We start from the raw sequence: 17,563 nt of genomic DNA on the forward strand, positions 1-17,563 counted from the left end.
AGAGGTCACACCCGTTCCCATACCGAACACGGAAGTTAAGCTCTTCAGCGCCGATGGTAGTTGGGGGTTTCCCCCTGTGAGAGTAGGACGTCGCCAGTCTCACACATTTAGTTTCGACCTGAATGTATTTAGAATAATTACAACGTCGAAAGTATTACATCTTTAGGTCCCGTGGTGTAGCGGTTAACATGCCTGCCTGTCACGCAGGAGATCGCCGGTTCGATCCCGGTCGGGACCGCCATTTAAATTTAAATTCAGAACCGATTACGGGATTTCATTCCGGAGTCGGTTTTTTTGTTGTTTAAGATGTTAAAATGATAATGAATCTCCCACGACTGAAGTCACGGGTTTCAGTCGTGGGAGGTTCATGAAACGTTACGAAAATCGAGGAAAGAGTAATTAATAAAATCTTCGAAATGAAAAAATAGCATATCGACAATCGACAACGCCAAGTTCTAAGAGAACTTGGCGTTGTCGATGTTTTTTTTGAACAATCATCCGCCTTTGCGTCGTGTTCTAAAGGCGATATACGAGTAAGTGGATTTTCATGTTTTTACCGTAGTTTCAAGATCTTCTTTGCCTGATATGCCAGAATTAGCGAATGTAGCCATCTCATTTATCATATTGACAGCGGACTGTAAAATCGGAAAAGCAACGGCCGCACCGGTCCCCTCGCCGAGACGCATATTCAGCTGGATAAGCGGTTCTTTTCGTAAATGTTTGGAAGCTATTGTATATCCGATTTCTGCTGATTGATGTGATAAAATCATATAATCCACTACTGTCGGAGCAATCAGTTCAGCAAGGCAAGCGGACACTGTGCAGATAAAACCATCAAGAAGAATAGGAATCCGCTTTTCTGCAGCTGCAATCATCGCTCCTGCCATTGCAGCTATTTCAAGTCCACCCACTTTCGACAGTATATCAATGGCATCTGTTGGGTTGGGCTGATGCAAGCTGATTGCATCACGAACAACCGCTATTTTCCGTTCATGTTGTTCAGTGGAAATACCCGTTCCATACCCGACAAGTGTAGCGGGGTCCACGCCTGTAATCGATGCGAGAATAGCACTGCAGGTTGTCGTGTTGCCGATACCGACTTCACCGATAATCAGGCATTTGACCCCGTTTTCAATAAATCGAATCCCCTCTTCATAACCGATGAGAAGCGCTTTTTCTGCTTCTTCTCGTGTCATTGCTAATTCAGTGAGGAAGCTGCCGGTACCCTGACGAACTTTTTTATGAACAACTTGCTCTTCTGTTATATCTCCCGCTACTCCTACGTCGACGACTTTGAGCTTTGCGCCTATTTGTCTACCAAATACATTGATGGCTGCTCCGCCATTCATAATGTTTGTAACCATTTGGTTCGTCACTTCTTGAGGAAAAGCGGAAACACCTTCTTTTACAACACCATGATCGGCAGCAAATACGATAATGCCTGGTGGTGAAATTTCAAGAGTTAAATTCTCAGTCATTTCTGCAAGACTAATTGCGATTTCTTCTAGTCTACCCAAGCTTCCCAGGGGTTTTGTTAACGTTGCTATGTAAGCGGCAGCTTTTTCTCCCGCTTCTTTGTTCAAAAAAGGTATGTCTGAATTCATCATCGTTTGTCCCAACTTTCTTTTCGATTTACGTGGAAAGGGATTATGGAGCAGTAAAAAAATGATTCATAACCTATTATACTGAATTATGTATTCGAAATGTTAAATGATTGCTAGCCATCTTTGATTCCACGACTGGAAAGCTTTATCGGATTGGTTCGGGAAAGGTATTTTTCTTATTTTCATTAATATTAGATAACTGTGCGCGGAACTATTCAGTAAATACAATTCTATAATAATAGAAAGTAAATCATTGCCTATGCGATTTTTCTTTACTTTTTGTCTAATTACATGAATATTTTAATTGTTCGTTTTTTGTCTGGAGCAGGTATCTCTTTTATCATTAAAAGGTCATTGCCTTATAGGTAATGGCCTTTTTTGTGTTTATTTTAATGTCAAGCTCTACAAGTTTGATATATCTGCAAGCAGTTTTTAGTCGTTAATATGAAGAAATGGGCTGGTACGAAGTCCTCGTCCGCATATACGTTAGTATTTCTGGCGAGGATGTATTACAACGGCGCAACTTGTCGGACGTTAATCGGTGGTAGCTATCGCAATTACGCAAGCGGATGAAACGGACAGAACGGGAGATGGAGACGGCAAATGCGAACTCGAATTGCCGAAGAGGAAGGACGTAAAAAAACTAATTGAATTCTAAAGGATGCATCGTTATTAATCGGCGTCGGTTTCGCATATAAGCAAGGGAGAGAACTAGTCGGGGTGTTTAAGGGCCGAGATGGCTGCGAAGGGATTACTTCGGAGTTACTATATGCGCCGCAGTTCGGCGTTGTTTAGGAAATCGAGTTGGGAAATGGCTGCTGCTGACTTCCACGGATTTTAAATTATAGTAACGTGTGTAAAAATACAAACTATGAGGTGTTGAGGATGTTAAATTATACAGATGTAGGGGAAGGTGAAGAACTCTTATTAATTCATGGATTGGGAAGTAGAAGAGAAGCATGGAATCCGCAATTATCTTTAAGCGCTAATCACAGATTGATTATTATCGAATTAAGAGGTCATGGAGATTCAGTTGAAACGCAAAATTTAACAGTAGAGCGGTTTGCAGCAGATATTATTAGGGTGTTAAACCACTTAAAAATAGAAAAAGTGCATATATGCGGACTTTCATTAGGCGGACTCGTAGCCCAAGAAATCCACAAACGGTATAAAAGCAGAGTTAAATCACTAATATTAAGTAATACACTATTCTATATTCCAAGCTTAGTGGGCAATCTCGCACTGAGTAGAACAAAGAAGTTATTAAGCTTAGATGGTCAAACTGAACAAATTAATGAATTGCTAAAAACTTGCTTATACGATGATAAAGATGAAATGAAGATAAGCTTAGTCAAGGATTCTTTCCTAATTAGAAAAGATACTTATTTATCATCAGCCCAATCTTCTTTTGACAGGAATTACTATTTCGACTTATTCAACATAAAAGTTCCTACGACAATTATCGGCTCATGTGAGGACAAAATGACGCCAATCTATAACTCGTATTTAATGTATTATGCTATTCGGAATGCAAGATTAGTCGTATTCCAGCGCACAGGACACTTATCTAACGTAGATAAGCCAACAGAGTTTAACCAAGCGGTTAGTCAGCATATCGGTAGCTATGAAAGCGAAGGAGGGCGCAATCAACTTTTTAGTATCTGCGCGAAAAACTGTTCAGTAAATACAATTTAATTCTAAAAGGGCGCAATTGTTAAAGTTCATAAGCCTAATTCCTCGAGGGGTTAGGCTTTTTTTCTTTCAAAATCCTAAACGGTAGAAATTTGCACATTCTTGACGTTATTCCATTGGTAAACTCATTGGCGACCAAACTACTCAACATCTATGAAGTGCCTCCTGTCTACCTGACAGGAGGCACTTCATAGAGAGTCGGTGATTTCCTTTACATCAGTTCTGTTTATTTTATTCCTTTGACAAATAAGCTTCTAATTGATTGAAGGTGCCTGAGAATCCGCCTTGAACCATATCTTGTGATTCTACAAAGGTTTTAAGTTCCTCTTCGGTTGCTGATACAGGAGTCTCAATCATCGTAAGGGTTGTTTTGCCATCGTGTTCTAGGAACGTAAATGTGTTCTGTATTTTCAGAGGCCAGGTATTGTTAAAAGGTGCACGCACGACATTGCCTTCTTCATCGGAAAAGAATTGGGTATAAACAAACTTTTCCGGAATGCTAATTTGATCATAAATGAATTTGACCCACATGATATCGCCGTCAGGGGATTTCTGACTGTAGTGAAAGACACCATCCTGGATGAGCTCGAACGTAGAAATATTAAAATTCCATCCTTTTGGTCCCCACCAATTTTGCAGATGTTCGGCTTGAGTAAAGGCCTTAAAAACAATCTCCCTGGCAGCATTGAAAGTGTGGGTGATTTCAATTTTAGCAGACATCATTTTCCCTCCCATAATATAATTTTATCCAACGCGAATATACCGTTAGGGGAATATCCGTGTCAAGGAATTGAGATTTTTTTAAAAAAGTAATACTGTTCATTTTTAACAACCTAAACATCGCTTTTTACACAGAATGGCTCAAATGTGTAAAAAGATTAGTTAGTAAAGTTAAGGATTCTTCATCAATTTGGCTCGTTTGCGGAAGATTGATCTTATTGAAAAACAGTTAAATTTCTATAATAAGTATAACCATATTGTTTCCAAAAATATGGTTTCTCATTTTTTAGTATCTGCGCGAAAAACTATTCAGTAAATACAATTTAATTCTATAATAATACAAAATAAATCAACACCTATGCGACTTTTATTTTCTATTTGTATAAAATTTAAAAACGTGAATTGTTCGTCATAGTGTCCGACACATCTTTTTTTAAGTAATCAAAAAAGTGGCTAGTCGTAACGTCTGTTACGACTAGCCACTCAACGGTAAAAGTATTGAGAGGGGATGCTAAACTTGTTGACTATCTGTTTAGTATCATCTCTTTTTATTTAGTCATTGCAGCCTCGATATTGCCCCAAGGAATACCCATTGCTTCTGCTAGTCCTTGTCCGTAAGCTGGATCTGCTTTATAGCAATGCGTGATGTGACGAACTTTAATGAATTCTTCAACGCCATCCATATTACGTGCAGTGTTTTCAAACAATACTTGTTGTTTTTCAGGAGTCATCAGATTGAATAATTTTCCTGGTTGTTCATAATAGTTATCATCATCTTCGCGGAAATCCCAAACACCAGCATCTCCTTGAAGTGCTAAATGCGGATCTTTGTATTGAGGTTGTTCTTTCCATTGTCCATAACTATTTGGCTCATAAGGTAATGTTCCACCATGGTTACCATCTACACGCATAGCACCATCTCTATGGAAAGAGTGTACCGGGCATTTTGGTGTATTGACCGGAATTTGCTGATGGTTTACACCTAAACGGTAACGTTGTGCATCTGCATATGAGAATAAACGACCTTGTAACATTTTGTCTGGAGAGAAGCTAATTCCAGGTACAACATTAGACGGTGCAAAAGCGGCTTGTTCCACTTCAGCGAAATAGTTTTCAGGGTTACGGTTAAGTTCCCATTCTCCGACTTCAATAAGCGGGAAGTCTTTTTTATACCAAACTTTTGTTAAGTCAAATGGGTTGTAAGGCATATTATTTGCTTGTTCTTCCGTCATAACCTGGATATACATTTTCCATTTAGGGAAGTCGCCTTTTTCGATATTATCGTAAAGGTCACGTTGAGAACTCTCACGGTCTGCTCCTACCACTTCAGCCGCTTCTTGGTCAGTGAAGTTTTCAATGCCTTGTTGAGAGCGCATATGGAATTTAACCCAAACACGTTCGTTATTTGCATTGATCATACTGAATGTATGACTACCGAAACCGTGCATTTTACGATAAGAGTTTGGTAAACCACGATCACTCATTACAATAGTTACTTGGTGAAGTGCTTCCGGTAATGATGTCCAGAAATCCCAGTTGCTATTAGCGCTACGCATACCAGTACGTGGATCACGTTTAATGGCATGATTTAAATCAGGGAATTGAAGTGGATCACGGAAGAAGAATACTGGCGTATTGTTACCAACTAAATCCCAGTTTCCTTGTTCTGTGTAGAAGCGCATAGAGAATCCACGGATATCTCGTTCTGCATCTGCAGCCCCACGCTCACCAGCTACCGTTGAGAAACGAACGAACATTTCTGTTTCTTTTCCGATTTCAGAGAAAAGTGCTGCGGAAGTATATTGAGTAATATCATGTGTTACAGTAAATTTCCCATAAGCACCTGATCCTTTTGCATGCATACGACGCTCAGGAATTACTTCTCTATTAAAGTTTGCTAGTTTTTCTAGTAACCAGACATCTTGTAATAATAGTGGTCCACGTGGTCCAGCCGATTGCGAGTTTTGATTATCTCCTACAGGCGCGCCCGCTGCAGTTGTCAATTTGTTGTTAGTTTGATTTTCTGACATTCAATTACCCCCTAGATTGTAATGTTTCTTATACAATAATAATTGTAGCATAAGAATAATTATATTGATAGATTTTAGCTGAGAAGATTTAACGAAATTCAGTTAAATATAATGAAAAAATATAACGAAAATTGCTGAAGAAGTTGATGTTAAAGGGTTTGTATAGAAAAATTCGAGTCGAGTATTGACCTGAATTATTTCCTTAAAGGGAAATATATTCTCATTCATAAGAGATTGAGAATTAGAACAATCATTTTAAATTCTCAATTAGATTCCCACAAGTGAGGGACCACTTTCTCTGCTGTCCAACTATCACTATCTTCTCACAATACAAACAAGTTTACATATAATTCCCTCGCTTTCTTTTGTAATATACATAGGCTTCTTGTAATTTGTAATGGACTTAAATTATAGGTTCCTATGATTGGGGCTATTCAGTAAATATAACCCAATTCAATAATAATTCATAGTAAATCAATGCAATATGATTTTTCATTACTATTTGATAAATACTTGAATGTGTGAATATTACGTCTTTTTGTCTGAAGCAGTACCTATTTTGAATAGTTACTAACAATTATATGGTGATTGAAATAGACTAACGTACTTGGGTATTCATCAAAAATTAAAGAAGAGGTGTTTTTATATTTAGTTTTTTTAGTTCTAAGTGTGCGATTTGCAAACGTAAAGTTGATCCGTACCGACTCTATAAAGATATTTGAAACCGGGAGCTCGATTTGTTACTCGTGAGAGCGTAGGGGGCATTGAATGTTGCAAATGAATTGAGCCAGCGATTGCGAACCAGAGGGCCATAATAACTAAAATAATTATTTTAGTTATAAGTGCGTGGAACTATTCAGTAAATACAAAGTGAATTAATACCTATGCAATATTCCTTTATTTTTTGTATGATTAATTAAATGTATGAATTGTTCGTCTTTATTTCTGACAAAGTACCTCTTTTAAGTTTCTCGGGAGGGGACCGAAAGTGGAAGATGACCAGATGATCCTCCGGGAATAGGTCTGGGGCAAGCTGGTTTTTTAAACAAGGAGGAGAGTCAATATGGAAGTCGTATATTTTGCAGGTGGATGTTTATGGGGAGTACAAGCTTTTATAAAAACTTTACCTGGCGTTATGTTTACAGAAGCGGGAAGAGCTAATGGAACAAGTTATACACTTGAGGGTGATTATGATGGGTACGCTGAATGTGTAAAAACAGGATTTGATCCGACAGTTGTAACGATCAGGGAATTAATGGGGTATTTATTTGAAATCATTGATCCATACAGTTTGAATAAACAAGGACAGGATGTTGGCGAGAAATACAGAACAGGCGTATATAGTGAAGAGCCTGAACACTTAATAGTGGCGAAGTCGTTTCTTAGAGAGAGAAATGATTATGACAAAATCGTTGTTGAAGTATTACCGCTTACAAACTATGTGAGAAGTGCAGAAGAACATCAAGATAGGTTAGGTAGATGCCCAAATGATTATTGTCATATTCCAGAAGAAATATTAAGTAGGTATAAGTAAGGGAGCAGTTGACTAAGATTTGGCATCCCTATTATATAAGGGTCACTTAATTGAGAATAGTTATCAATTATTGTATACTAGATTAGTAAATAATAATTGAGTAAGGAGAATATATAATGCAAATATACTGGACTAAAATAAATAAAATTATTGAAGAAACGCCTGAGGTTAAAACGTACCTGCTCGACTGTCCGAAAGACTTTACATGGGAAGAAGGTTCCCATACCCACTTCGCACTGGAAGGTTTTAATGCCGGAGATAAACCAAACCGCGGCCTGATTCGTCACATGTCAATCTCCACTTTGCCGCACGAAAATTCAATCGGTATCACAACACGTATCAGAGAGCAGTGCTCTGAGTTTAAAATGGTTTTAAGAAATCTTGAGGTCGGCAATGAAGTTGCGATATTTAAAACGCATTCGAATGTACCGCTTAAAAGAGAAGACAAAAATGTTTACCTACTGTCCTCAGGTGTCGGCCTGGCAACTTTCAGACCGCTTGTACTTGATTATTTCGAACGTGCTGACAACGTCAATCAAATTCATTCCCTGAACATCGACTCATCTAATGATTTCTTATTCACTACTATTTTTGAATCCGCACCTGAAAAGAAATTCACATCACAGTTCGTCGATAACCGGAAAGACTACTATGAAGAAGTGAAGAATCTTACTGCAGACAAGAATGGACTCTTCTATGTTGTCGGCAGCGATGAATTCCTCGTGCATAACATTAAAGTACTGCGTGAGCAGGGCATCCAGCCGGAACAGATTATGCTCGACAAACGTGAACAGGCACTGCCTGAGTTTTTATCAGTTGATTTGTCAATATAAGCGAGACAATATATTTTCTTGATCAATTACGCCTCGGCGTAATTGCGTCCAGATTTTGAATCGAGCTTGAGGCCTACAGGGGGGAAGGATTGAACTGCATCCTTCCTTGTTGCCACAGGACGAGGATAACAAAAAAACATTCATCTCCACCTATGGAGGTGAGTGTCTTCTGTAGCTGACGCTTCGCTTTCAGTACAAAAATATTTGCTGAATAAAGGTAAATACTAAATAGAAGTTCCATTACCAGTGCGATTATTTAAGTTTAAGACCATAAGTCTAATTCCTCGTTGCCAATGAGTTTACTAGTAGGCTAACAAGATAAGTTATGGGAGATTAAAAAGCGTGGACAAAATGCGATTATCTTCAAATGGACGTGGTTTAGGTAACAATAAATTTGGAATTGAGCAGTGAACCGTTAAAAAAGATACCTTATTCTAAATCAACTCTGAATTGATTTAGAATAAGGTATCTTTTCAATAGGGCTCTGTAATGCCACTATCTATAAAAGTTGCAATTGAATCGTTCTTGTAATTTCATATAATTATAGAGCAGACGGGCATGTCTCCCTTGTTTTGTATATGGATCTATTTTGGAATGCAGGTGCTTAAGAAATTCTTGGTCACATTCACATGGATTTCTGCCTCTTCGATAACATTGGTCATGTGCTTTACACGCTGCATCTATATCATTAATTGGATCGCCGGGCCCATTACAACCAGGTCCACACCAGTTATAACCTGGGAAAACACAAAAACGAAATCTTTCATTTCCTCGATGTCGCATATCAAAAACCTCCTTTTGGTGGCATAACAGCTACTTAATATAGATTATTCAAGGGTTTAGAATAATACATAAGCAGTTACCTAGGAGTTTTATAATTAATTAGTAAAATGATGTACAGAAATAATTTTTGGTACTTCTTTTAGTAGAGGTTTTTTCAATAATAAACCTTCATATTGATTTACAACCACTGTATCGCGAATTTCTCTATAATTATCAAATCCACAGTAAAATATATAAAAAAACAGGTTATGAAATGAAATCATTTCATAACCTGTTTTTTTGTAGTTATTTCCATTCTAGAATAAAAACCCATTCTATCAATGAGCTTTCTAAATAATTATTAAGAGACGGTAATATCTGATAGGTTGTCTGAGTACAATAGCAATACAATCATGGTCAGACCATACGACCACGATTGCAATTCAGAGGTGGGGATTAGCTAGGTTTGATAGGTTCCACCTTTAACAAGTTATTTAAGAAAATATAAAACTAAAAAACTGGAGGATGATTTTCATTGAAATTACTATCTTTTATTTCTTCTGGTGAGGTTAAATTAGGTGTTAAAACAGAGAGTGGAATAGTCGATGTTGCGGCGACAGCAGCAAAAGAAGGGCTATCTTCACCTAAAGACCTTCAAGAGTTAATCAGTCAAGGAGAGGAAGGGTTTCATAAGGTGAATTCGATTTTATCCTACTCGCCAGTCTTGATACCTGATGGAGAATTGCAATATGCACCACCGTTAAATAAGCCTGAAAAACTAATTTTTGTTGGATTGAACTATGAAAAACATGCAAAAGAAGGGGGTATGCCAATTCCTGAACAACCAATTTACTTTGCAAAATTCGCAAATAGTCTTGCGGGTCACAAAGAAGACACCGTAATATCGGACTTTGTGAAAGAGGTTGATTATGAAGTAGAGTTGGTTGTAGTTATCTCAAAAAAGGCTAGTAATGTGTCTAAAGAAGAGGCATTGAATTATGTATTTGGATATTCGACTGGGAACGATTTTTCCGTGAGGGAACTTCAAACACGGAGTAGTCAATGGCTTTATGGAAAAGCGCACGACGGATTTGCGCCTTTTGGTCCATACGTTGTTACAGCAGATGAAGTGCAGAATCCACAAAACTTGAATTTAAAGCTGTGGGTAAATGGAGAGGAAAGACAAAATTCCAATACTTCGGATATGATTTTTTCCGTAGCAGATATCATTAGTGATCTCTCCAAAATCATGACGCTTGAACCAGGAGATCTAATTTTTACTGGTACTCCTGAAGGGGTTATTTTAGGGATGGAAGAAAAGGATTGGTTGAAGCCTGGAGACAAAGTGGTCTGTGAAGTGGAAGGTCTTGGTGCGTTGGAGAATATGTTAGTGGGTGAAAAGTAAAGGCTTATGTGTCTAAAATCAACATTTAAAATGAAAGCGTTTTCCTAGTAGGGTAGGGTTGAATTATATAGGAAATGATTTGCAATCAAGTACAAAAGGAGAGTTGCAATGGAAGGTACAATATTATCTCTTTTGCCACCAGTAATTACGATTGCATTAACAATCATTACGAAAAGGATTTTATTATCCTTAGGGGTAGGGGTAGTATTAGGGGCTTTAATGGCGAATCAATGGAATATTATAGGTACCGTTTCCTCCATATTTGACATTATACTGTCAGTATTAGGTGAAGGGAATATCTTTCTCTTCGTTTTAGTTGTCGGTGCATTGAATACATTAATTTATATATCTGGCGGTGTACACTCATTTGCTGAATGGGCTATAACGAAAGTGAAAACACCCTTTCAGGCAAAGATGGCCGCAATATTTTTAGGTTTTTTATGTTTCTTTGACGATGCTTTCAGCTGTTTATTCCGTGGGAGCTTAGTTCGTCCAATCACAGATAGGCATCGAATTTCCAGGTCTAAACTCGCATATATGCTTCACTCGACCTCAGCTCCAGTCATTATTATGCTACCGTTTTCTGCATGGGCAGGATTCATCGCTGCATTGATTGGAACAATCTTAGTTGATAATAGCATCACGCAATATGAAGGATTTCAAGTATATTTATTAACAATTCCAACGAACTACTATGCATTGACAACTATTTTACTCGTTATAGCAGTTGCCTATTTCAAATTAAACATTGGTCAAATGAAGCGGGATGAAAAACGTGCAACAGAGGAAGGAATTCTATTCGATACGTCTAGAGGAGCTGTTGCAGGAGAGGAAGAAAGCTCACTGCCAGTTAAAGAAGGCGGAAAGATGATCGATCTACTTCTACCCGTGCTGACGCTGGTCATATTGACCATCATTATCTCTGTGTATATCGGAATTTCTAACATTGAAGGTGAAATTACACCTCTACAGATTTTGATGAACACGGATGTAATTAAGGCTCTTGTATATAGTTCATTTGTAGCAATAGCGGTAAGCATTATTCGCTTGTTACAACGCAAAGTTGCTATTGGAGTCATAACAAAAGCGGTAGGTTCTGGTATGAAGGCAGTACTACCAAGTGTAACTATTCTTTTTATGGCTTTAATGACAGCTCAGGTTATTTCTCAGCTAGGCATAGGGCAGTACTTGGCATCTCTTATAAATGGCAACATGTCACTTGCATGGTTTCCGATGATATTCTTCGCCATTTCTGCTTTTATGTCTTTTTCGATGGGAAGTACTTTTGGAACATTTGGTTTGATGTTGCCAATTGGTGCGGAAATTGTTTCGATTATCGATATAACTTACCTGGTTCCAGTTTTCGGAGCTGTTCTTGCAGGCTGTATCTTCGGCGAACATAGCTCCCCGCTATCTGATACAACCATACTTGCTTCTATTGGAGGAGGTGTCCATCCAATAGATCATCTCATGACACAAATGCCATATGCAATGATCTCTAGTGTCGTATCGATTATTGGATATATAACACTTGGATTCACGAAAAGCATCTATATCGGACTGTTTGCGACACTTATTTCCCTTTCGGTGATGATATTCATCCTCTACAAAGTGAAGGACAAATCGTTTAGCAGGAGCAGTACGGTAAATGGGTAGAAACACAGTAAACTAAAAAAGGGGAAGTTCCATGATAGAACCAGTGAAGCGTCTCAATGTAGGTGATGATATTGTAAACCAAATTAAAGACTTGTTTTTATCAGGGAAATTAAAAACAGGTGATCGGCTGCCACCTGAAAGAGAGTTGATGGACTTGTTTCAGGTTGGCAGAACCTCATTGAGAGAGTCTTTGAAAGTTTTAGAGTCATTGGGACTAATCGTTAGGTCACAGAAAGGTACATTCATTTCCTCCAATTTCAATGAGTCCTTTACAGAATCTCTCGTTTACCAATTCTATTTTTCAGAAGCAGAATGGGAAGATATTTTCGAGGCGCGTTGGATTCTTGAAAAAGAGCTGGCTTTTTTAGCTGCTAATCGAGCAACAGAAGAGGATTTAATGGTTATTCAACAGACCATTGACGTAATGGAAGCTGCGTGTGTGGAAAATAATCAAGAAAATTACGTGGAATCTAATATGATGTTTCACGAAAGAATTGCAGCCGCATCAAATAATGTTGTCATGATTGATATGTATAATTCGATTAGCAATCTAGTATTAAAGATTCAAAGCACGTTAGGGACACATAAAGAAACTTCACTTGCTCAGAGTGTCAGGGAAGATTCATTGGAATACCATCGGAAAATAATGACGGCCCTTAATGAGCGGGATGCTAAAACTGCAAGCTCGCTGATGAAAAAACATATACAAATTGTACAAGGTTATTTCAAGAAAGCGTAAGAGGGTGATAGACTCTATATGACTCTCTGATCTTTAGAGAGTTTATTCTTGTAGGAAAATCTGCTGTCCGGTACGATTATATTAGGTACCAAGGCGCGGCACTATGTGTCTGACACAGGTACCTCTTTTATGTACTATTTTGCACATCTAACCTTAAAACCCAGCAAACTTCTCATGTGAAGTTTGCTGGGTACTGTATTTATTTACATCCAATTTTTAAAGAACTATTCAGATCTGCCTAGTAAAAAGACGGTTGCATAGTGTTCTGTAATCACGCCCGTTAGTTGACTTGTAATTTTAATATTGTTCCACTATTTATCTGCAGTTAGATTGATAAATATTTTACTTTTTAAATCGGTTTCCCGTATTAATATATAATCATAAATGCAACTTTGCCAAGAAATAAGACCAGACCAAAGTAGAATAACCAACTAATTTCAAGTGCTTCACTGAGTAACCAAAACAACATACTAAATGACAAAGAAAACATCGTTTTCCCCATAAACTTGCAGAGGGCAACTACATCATATTTTTCCTTTTCTTCTGGGGGCATTGTATTATACCCTGCGATTAAGAAGGAGCCTTTTCCGTTGTTAAATACAATTCCTAACGCTATAAACAGCGCAATGACTAACATCATTACAACCACTTTTACCCCCCACTAAGAAGTAAGTTTTTGGTACGCTGTGCGTGAAACTCCTCTGCTAATTCACTACAGTTACTTCTGCCTTCACAGTTCGGGACTTGCACCGTATAGACTACGCCCATGCTGGGCACACTACAAAAAGGAAAGAACGCTGAAATTAGCGTTCTTTCCTTTTTAAAGTTCTTAGTTGTTGTAATTTCTACCAATCACATTGACATGGTTATTTATTTTGATATAATCAAAATGTACGAATGACAGACTAGTGTACGCTATTCGTACGGTTTAATATACTTTTATATGTAAGCACTTTCATTTTTATTGATAATGAAAATTAGTTCTAAAGTAAATTTTGTAATAGGTAGGAGGCGTAGGTAATGGTACAAAATGAAAATTCGCAATGCTGTGCTGCAAGTCGTTTGAATTTCAAGGATGATGATTTGAAACTAGAAAAAGACTTTAAATTGGACCCGAAGTTAACCGGAAAGAAATATTCAAGGGAGAATATGGTTTATATACCTGGAGGAAGTTTTCTCATGGGAACAAACGATAAAGAGGGCTTTCCTTTAGACGGAGAGGGGCCAATTCGAAAAGTATCTGTTAGTTCCTTTTATATGGATGAATGTGCTGTAACAAATGCTGACTTCAAATCTTTTGTAGCTGCAACAGGGTATATTACGGAGGCCGAGAAATTTGGATGGTCATTTGTCTTTTATCAGTTGTTGAGTTCTGAAACTGCTGCAAAAGTGGCGCAGAAAGTACAACAAACACCATGGTGGATGGTTGTAGAGGGGGCCAATTGGAAAAATCCCGAGGGTCCTGATTCCACGGTAGATGACCGCCTAGATCACCCAGTAATACATATTTCATGGAATGATTCGCAAGCGTACTGTAAATGGTCTGGTAAACGTTTACCTACCGAAACAGAGTGGGAATTTGCCGCTCGCGGAGGATTAGAGCAAAAAAAGTATCCATGGGGTGATGAGTTAACTCCTGGTGGAATTCACCAATGTAATATTTGGCAGGGGAGTTTCCCTAAAATAAACAATAAGGAGGATGGGTATGCTGGTACAGCACCAGCTAAGTCATTTCCAACAAACGGATATGGGTTATATAATATTTCTGGAAATGTGTGGGAGTGGTGTTCAGACTGGTTTAGTACAAACATTCATAATCGTGGAGGTCGTAAAAACCCTAAAGGGCCGAAAACAGGCGACATGCGAATTATGCGTGGTGGTTCCTATTTATGTCATCAATCTTATTGTAATCGCTATCGTGTGGCTGCACGAACTTCGAATACGCCAGATAGTTCAACTGGGAATATTGGATTTCGCTGCGTTGTTGATGTCTAAGAAGACCATTAGTGGGATTACAGAGAAGTTTTACTGATTTGGGATACAATGTTCCGCTCTTGTTGCAATTTAGTGAAATTATCCCAAAAGCTGCTAGGTGATTACTAGAGGTTAGTCGTGAATGAAAAATGAATGAATCCGTAAAATTAATACAATTGTTGTGAGGATAAAAGGGGGAAGAAATATGGAGAATAAGAGGATTTTTTCTAACTATATTAATAAGTTAAGTGTGTTTGGGACAGCAGCTCTAATGGCTTCAGCATTTGTATTAGGTGCTTGTTCATCAGAGAAAAAGATTGAAACCCCAAAAAGGGAATCTGTAGTAACTGATTCAAACGTCATTTATATCGTGTTGGATGATACAGGTTTTTCAGATCTAGGAAGTTATGGATCTGAAATAAAAACCCCGGTTATGGATGGGCTCGCTGAAAATGGTTTAAGGTATAACAATGCCCATGTTACACCACTTTGTTCACCGACGAGAGCATCGCTACTGACAGGAAGAAATTCACACGAAGTTGGTGTTGGAACAGTTACCAATTTCGACATGGGACCGGAATTTCCGAATAAGCGGGGAGCGATTAAACCAGAAGCTGGAACAATTGCGGAAGTGTTAGGGGAGAATGATTATAATACTTTTGCAACCGGAAAATGGCATTTAGCTCCAACAGATCAAACAACTCCTGCGGGTCCTTATGATTATTGGCCACTTCAAAAAGGATTTGACCAATATTATGGCTTTATAGAGGATTCATCAGACCAATATAGACCAGATTTAACGATAGATAATACCCAGATACCTTCACCTAATGATGAGGAGTATCATTTTTCAGAAGCGATCGTTGAGAATTCGAATAGGTACATCACCAATCATACAAGTATTCATCCAGACAAAAACTTTTTCTTGTATCTGACGTTTGGTGCGCAACATTCTCCGCATCAAGTACCGGAAAAGTATATAGATATGTATGAAGGTGTATATGACAAGGGTTGGGATAAAATTAGGGAAGAACGTTTTAAAGAACAAAAAGAGTTGGGCATTATTCCGAAAGATACAAAATTATCGTCTAGCAATGAAGGGATAAAACCTTGGGATGAATTAACTGAATTAGAGAAAAAGAACTACATCAGGTTTCAACAAACGTACGCTGGTTTCTTAACACATACGGATGAACAAATCGGAAAATTAGTAGATAATCTGCGTAACCTTAATCAATTGGAAGATACAATGATTGTATTAATATCGGACAACGGAGCCAGTGGAGGCGGAGGAGATAACGGTTCGTCTAGTAGAACTCTAGCCTTTAACGGCCAGGGGGAAACAATTGAAGAAGTAGACAAGCATTACGAAAATTTTGGTAATGATCAAACAGGAATGGACTATCCTAAGGGATGGGCGCAAGTGAGTAACACACCTTTTAGAGCATATAAAAACACTGCTTTTGAGGGAGGAACCCATTCACCATTAATTATCCATTATCCGAAGTTAATAAAAGACTCAGGTTCTATCAGATCACAATACGTTAACGTAAATGATATTACACCAACTGTATTTGACATATTAGGAATCACGCCTCCGAAAGAAATAGATGGAGTAAAACAAATGGCATATTCTGGAGAAAGTTTTAAAGAGACATTTGCAAATCCCAAAGCTAAAGGGAGAGAGACGCAGTATTTTGAAGTGTCAGGTCAAAGGGCTATCTATCATGATGGATGGAAAGCAGTAGCAAGTCATACAAAAGGGAAAACGTTTGAAGAGGATCAATGGTCTTTGTATAATGTTGTCGAGGATTTTTCTGAAACAGTGGATATTGCAAAAGAAAATCCCGATAAATTGGAAGAATTACAAGAATTGTGGTTAGATGAAGCGGAAAAGTATGGAGCACTACCACTCACTGATATCTTTATAGAAGGGTTTTTATCTATTCCAGATGATACGTTGAGAGCAAAAAATCATTTTACGTATTATAGAGGAATGAGCAGGTTAACTGACTCAGCAGCCGCACCGATTATTAACCGTTCCTATGAAATAAATATTCCAATTGAACGTAATAACAGCGAAGAAGATGGTGTTCTTTTAGCACATGGCGGCATCGAAGCCGGTTATACAATTTATATTAAAAATAATAAATTGTTGTATGAATATATATTAGGCGGTAGAGAATATAAAATTACATCTAATATTGATGTACCAATCGGTGACTCCGTAGTGACTTACAAATTCGATAAGACAGGTCCACATAAGGGTAAAGGTACATTGTACATTGATGATAAAAAAGTCGGAGAAACCAATTTAGAAGAAACGCAGACCTATAAAATGACATTTGAAGGCCTAGACGTTGGAAAAGACTCAGCCTATCCAGTTAGTCAAGAATATGCGGATCAAGGTGAATTCGAATTTAAAGGGAAACTCCTAAATGTTGAATATAAACTTGGGAATGATGAAGAGTTTATCACACCTAAAAGTTAATCGGCGAGGTGGGACTCCCTAATCCTAGGAAGTATATGCCCGTACACTAAATAACAGGAAAAAGCATTTACAAAGCTTTTTCCTGTTTTTATGATTAAGCCAAGATTACTCGTGACTTCAGTC

At 38.0% G+C, this 17,563-nt stretch carries 13 protein-coding genes, 1 tRNA gene and 1 rRNA gene; 10 read left to right on the plus strand and 5 right to left on the minus strand.

All coding sequences use genetic code 11. The annotated features are described in order from the left end of the window. Nucleotides 1-99, plus strand: a 5S ribosomal RNA gene (gene rrf, locus AC1TO6_RS17230); the annotation flags it as partial. A 66-nt stretch (nucleotides 100-165) separates the two neighbouring features. Then, nucleotides 166-241 (plus strand) — tRNA-Asp (locus AC1TO6_RS17235). Between the two features lie 304 nt (nucleotides 242-545). On the opposite strand, the gene cobT is transcribed toward AC1TO6_RS17235, so the two are convergent. After that, on the minus strand, nucleotides 546-1,607 hold the full coding sequence (gene cobT / locus AC1TO6_RS17240; RefSeq protein ID WP_482102860.1) for a nicotinate-nucleotide--dimethylbenzimidazole phosphoribosyltransferase: 1,062 nt from the start codon (nucleotides 1,605-1,607) through the stop codon (nucleotides 546-548). Nucleotides 1,608-2,489: 882 nt separating this feature from the next. Here cobT and AC1TO6_RS17245 point away from each other — a divergent pair. Next, the gene (locus AC1TO6_RS17245) at nucleotides 2,490-3,299 is read left to right on the plus strand and encodes an alpha/beta fold hydrolase (RefSeq protein WP_482102861.1); all 810 of its coding nucleotides are present in this window, start codon (nucleotides 2,490-2,492) and stop codon (nucleotides 3,297-3,299) included. A gap of 228 nt (nucleotides 3,300-3,527) precedes the next feature. On the opposite strand, the gene AC1TO6_RS17250 is transcribed toward AC1TO6_RS17245, so the two are convergent. Further along, nucleotides 3,528-4,016 (minus strand): SRPBCC family protein, encoded by a 489-nt coding sequence (locus AC1TO6_RS17250; RefSeq protein WP_482102862.1) that lies wholly within the window; start codon nucleotides 4,014-4,016, stop codon nucleotides 3,528-3,530. 548 nt (nucleotides 4,017-4,564) lie between these two features. After that, nucleotides 4,565-6,046, minus strand: coding sequence for a catalase (locus tag AC1TO6_RS17255; RefSeq protein WP_482102863.1), 1,482 nt, complete (start codon nucleotides 6,044-6,046; stop codon nucleotides 4,565-4,567). Between the two features lie 1,063 nt (nucleotides 6,047-7,109). Here AC1TO6_RS17255 and AC1TO6_RS17260 point away from each other — a divergent pair. Both AC1TO6_RS17260 and AC1TO6_RS17265 read left to right on the plus strand, forming a co-directional pair. Further along, nucleotides 7,110-7,580 carry a peptide-methionine (S)-S-oxide reductase gene (locus tag AC1TO6_RS17260; protein ID WP_482102864.1) on the plus strand — a complete coding sequence of 157 codons (471 nt, stop codon included), beginning with the start codon at nucleotides 7,110-7,112 and terminating at the stop codon, nucleotides 7,578-7,580. 116 nt (nucleotides 7,581-7,696) lie between these two features. Next, the gene (locus AC1TO6_RS17265) at nucleotides 7,697-8,413 is read left to right on the plus strand and encodes a dihydropteridine reductase (protein ID WP_482102865.1); all 717 of its coding nucleotides are present in this window, start codon (nucleotides 7,697-7,699) and stop codon (nucleotides 8,411-8,413) included. Nucleotides 8,414-8,908: 495 nt separating this feature from the next. Here the strand turns inward: AC1TO6_RS17265 and AC1TO6_RS17270 are convergent, their stop codons facing one another. Beyond that, nucleotides 8,909-9,196 (minus strand): phospholipase, encoded by a 288-nt coding sequence (locus AC1TO6_RS17270; RefSeq protein ID WP_482102866.1) that lies wholly within the window; start codon nucleotides 9,194-9,196, stop codon nucleotides 8,909-8,911. Nucleotides 9,197-9,710: 514 nt separating this feature from the next. On the opposite strand from AC1TO6_RS17270, the gene AC1TO6_RS17275 reads away from it, so the two are divergent. The 3 genes from AC1TO6_RS17275 (at nucleotide 9,711) to AC1TO6_RS17285 (ending at nucleotide 12,975) form a co-directional block, all read left to right on the plus strand. Continuing rightward, nucleotides 9,711-10,580, plus strand: a complete 870-nt coding sequence (locus AC1TO6_RS17275; RefSeq protein WP_482102867.1) for a fumarylacetoacetate hydrolase family protein — start codon at nucleotides 9,711-9,713, stop codon at nucleotides 10,578-10,580. Between the two features lie 108 nt (nucleotides 10,581-10,688). Then, complete coding sequence (locus AC1TO6_RS17280) at nucleotides 10,689-12,236, plus strand: Na+/H+ antiporter NhaC family protein (RefSeq protein WP_482102868.1); 1,548 nt, start codon at nucleotides 10,689-10,691, stop codon at nucleotides 12,234-12,236. Nucleotides 12,237-12,267: 31 nt separating this feature from the next. Beyond that, on the plus strand, nucleotides 12,268-12,975 hold the full coding sequence (locus AC1TO6_RS17285; RefSeq protein ID WP_482102869.1) for a FadR/GntR family transcriptional regulator: 708 nt from the start codon (nucleotides 12,268-12,270) through the stop codon (nucleotides 12,973-12,975). A gap of 367 nt (nucleotides 12,976-13,342) precedes the next feature. Here AC1TO6_RS17285 and AC1TO6_RS17290 read toward each other — a convergent pair whose 3' ends face one another. After that, complete coding sequence (locus AC1TO6_RS17290) at nucleotides 13,343-13,615, minus strand: DUF3784 domain-containing protein (RefSeq protein ID WP_482102964.1); 273 nt, start codon at nucleotides 13,613-13,615, stop codon at nucleotides 13,343-13,345. A gap of 380 nt (nucleotides 13,616-13,995) precedes the next feature. Here AC1TO6_RS17290 and AC1TO6_RS17295 point away from each other — a divergent pair, with 380 nt between their 5' ends. Then, complete coding sequence (locus AC1TO6_RS17295) at nucleotides 13,996-14,970, plus strand: formylglycine-generating enzyme family protein (protein ID WP_482102870.1); 975 nt, start codon at nucleotides 13,996-13,998, stop codon at nucleotides 14,968-14,970. Nucleotides 14,971-15,154: 184 nt separating this feature from the next. After that, nucleotides 15,155-17,440 (plus strand): arylsulfatase, encoded by a 2,286-nt coding sequence (locus AC1TO6_RS17300; protein WP_482102871.1) that lies wholly within the window; start codon nucleotides 15,155-15,157, stop codon nucleotides 17,438-17,440. Nucleotides 17,441-17,563: the final 123 nt, after the last annotated feature.

Source organism: Sporosarcina sp. Y352, assembly GCF_056786535.1.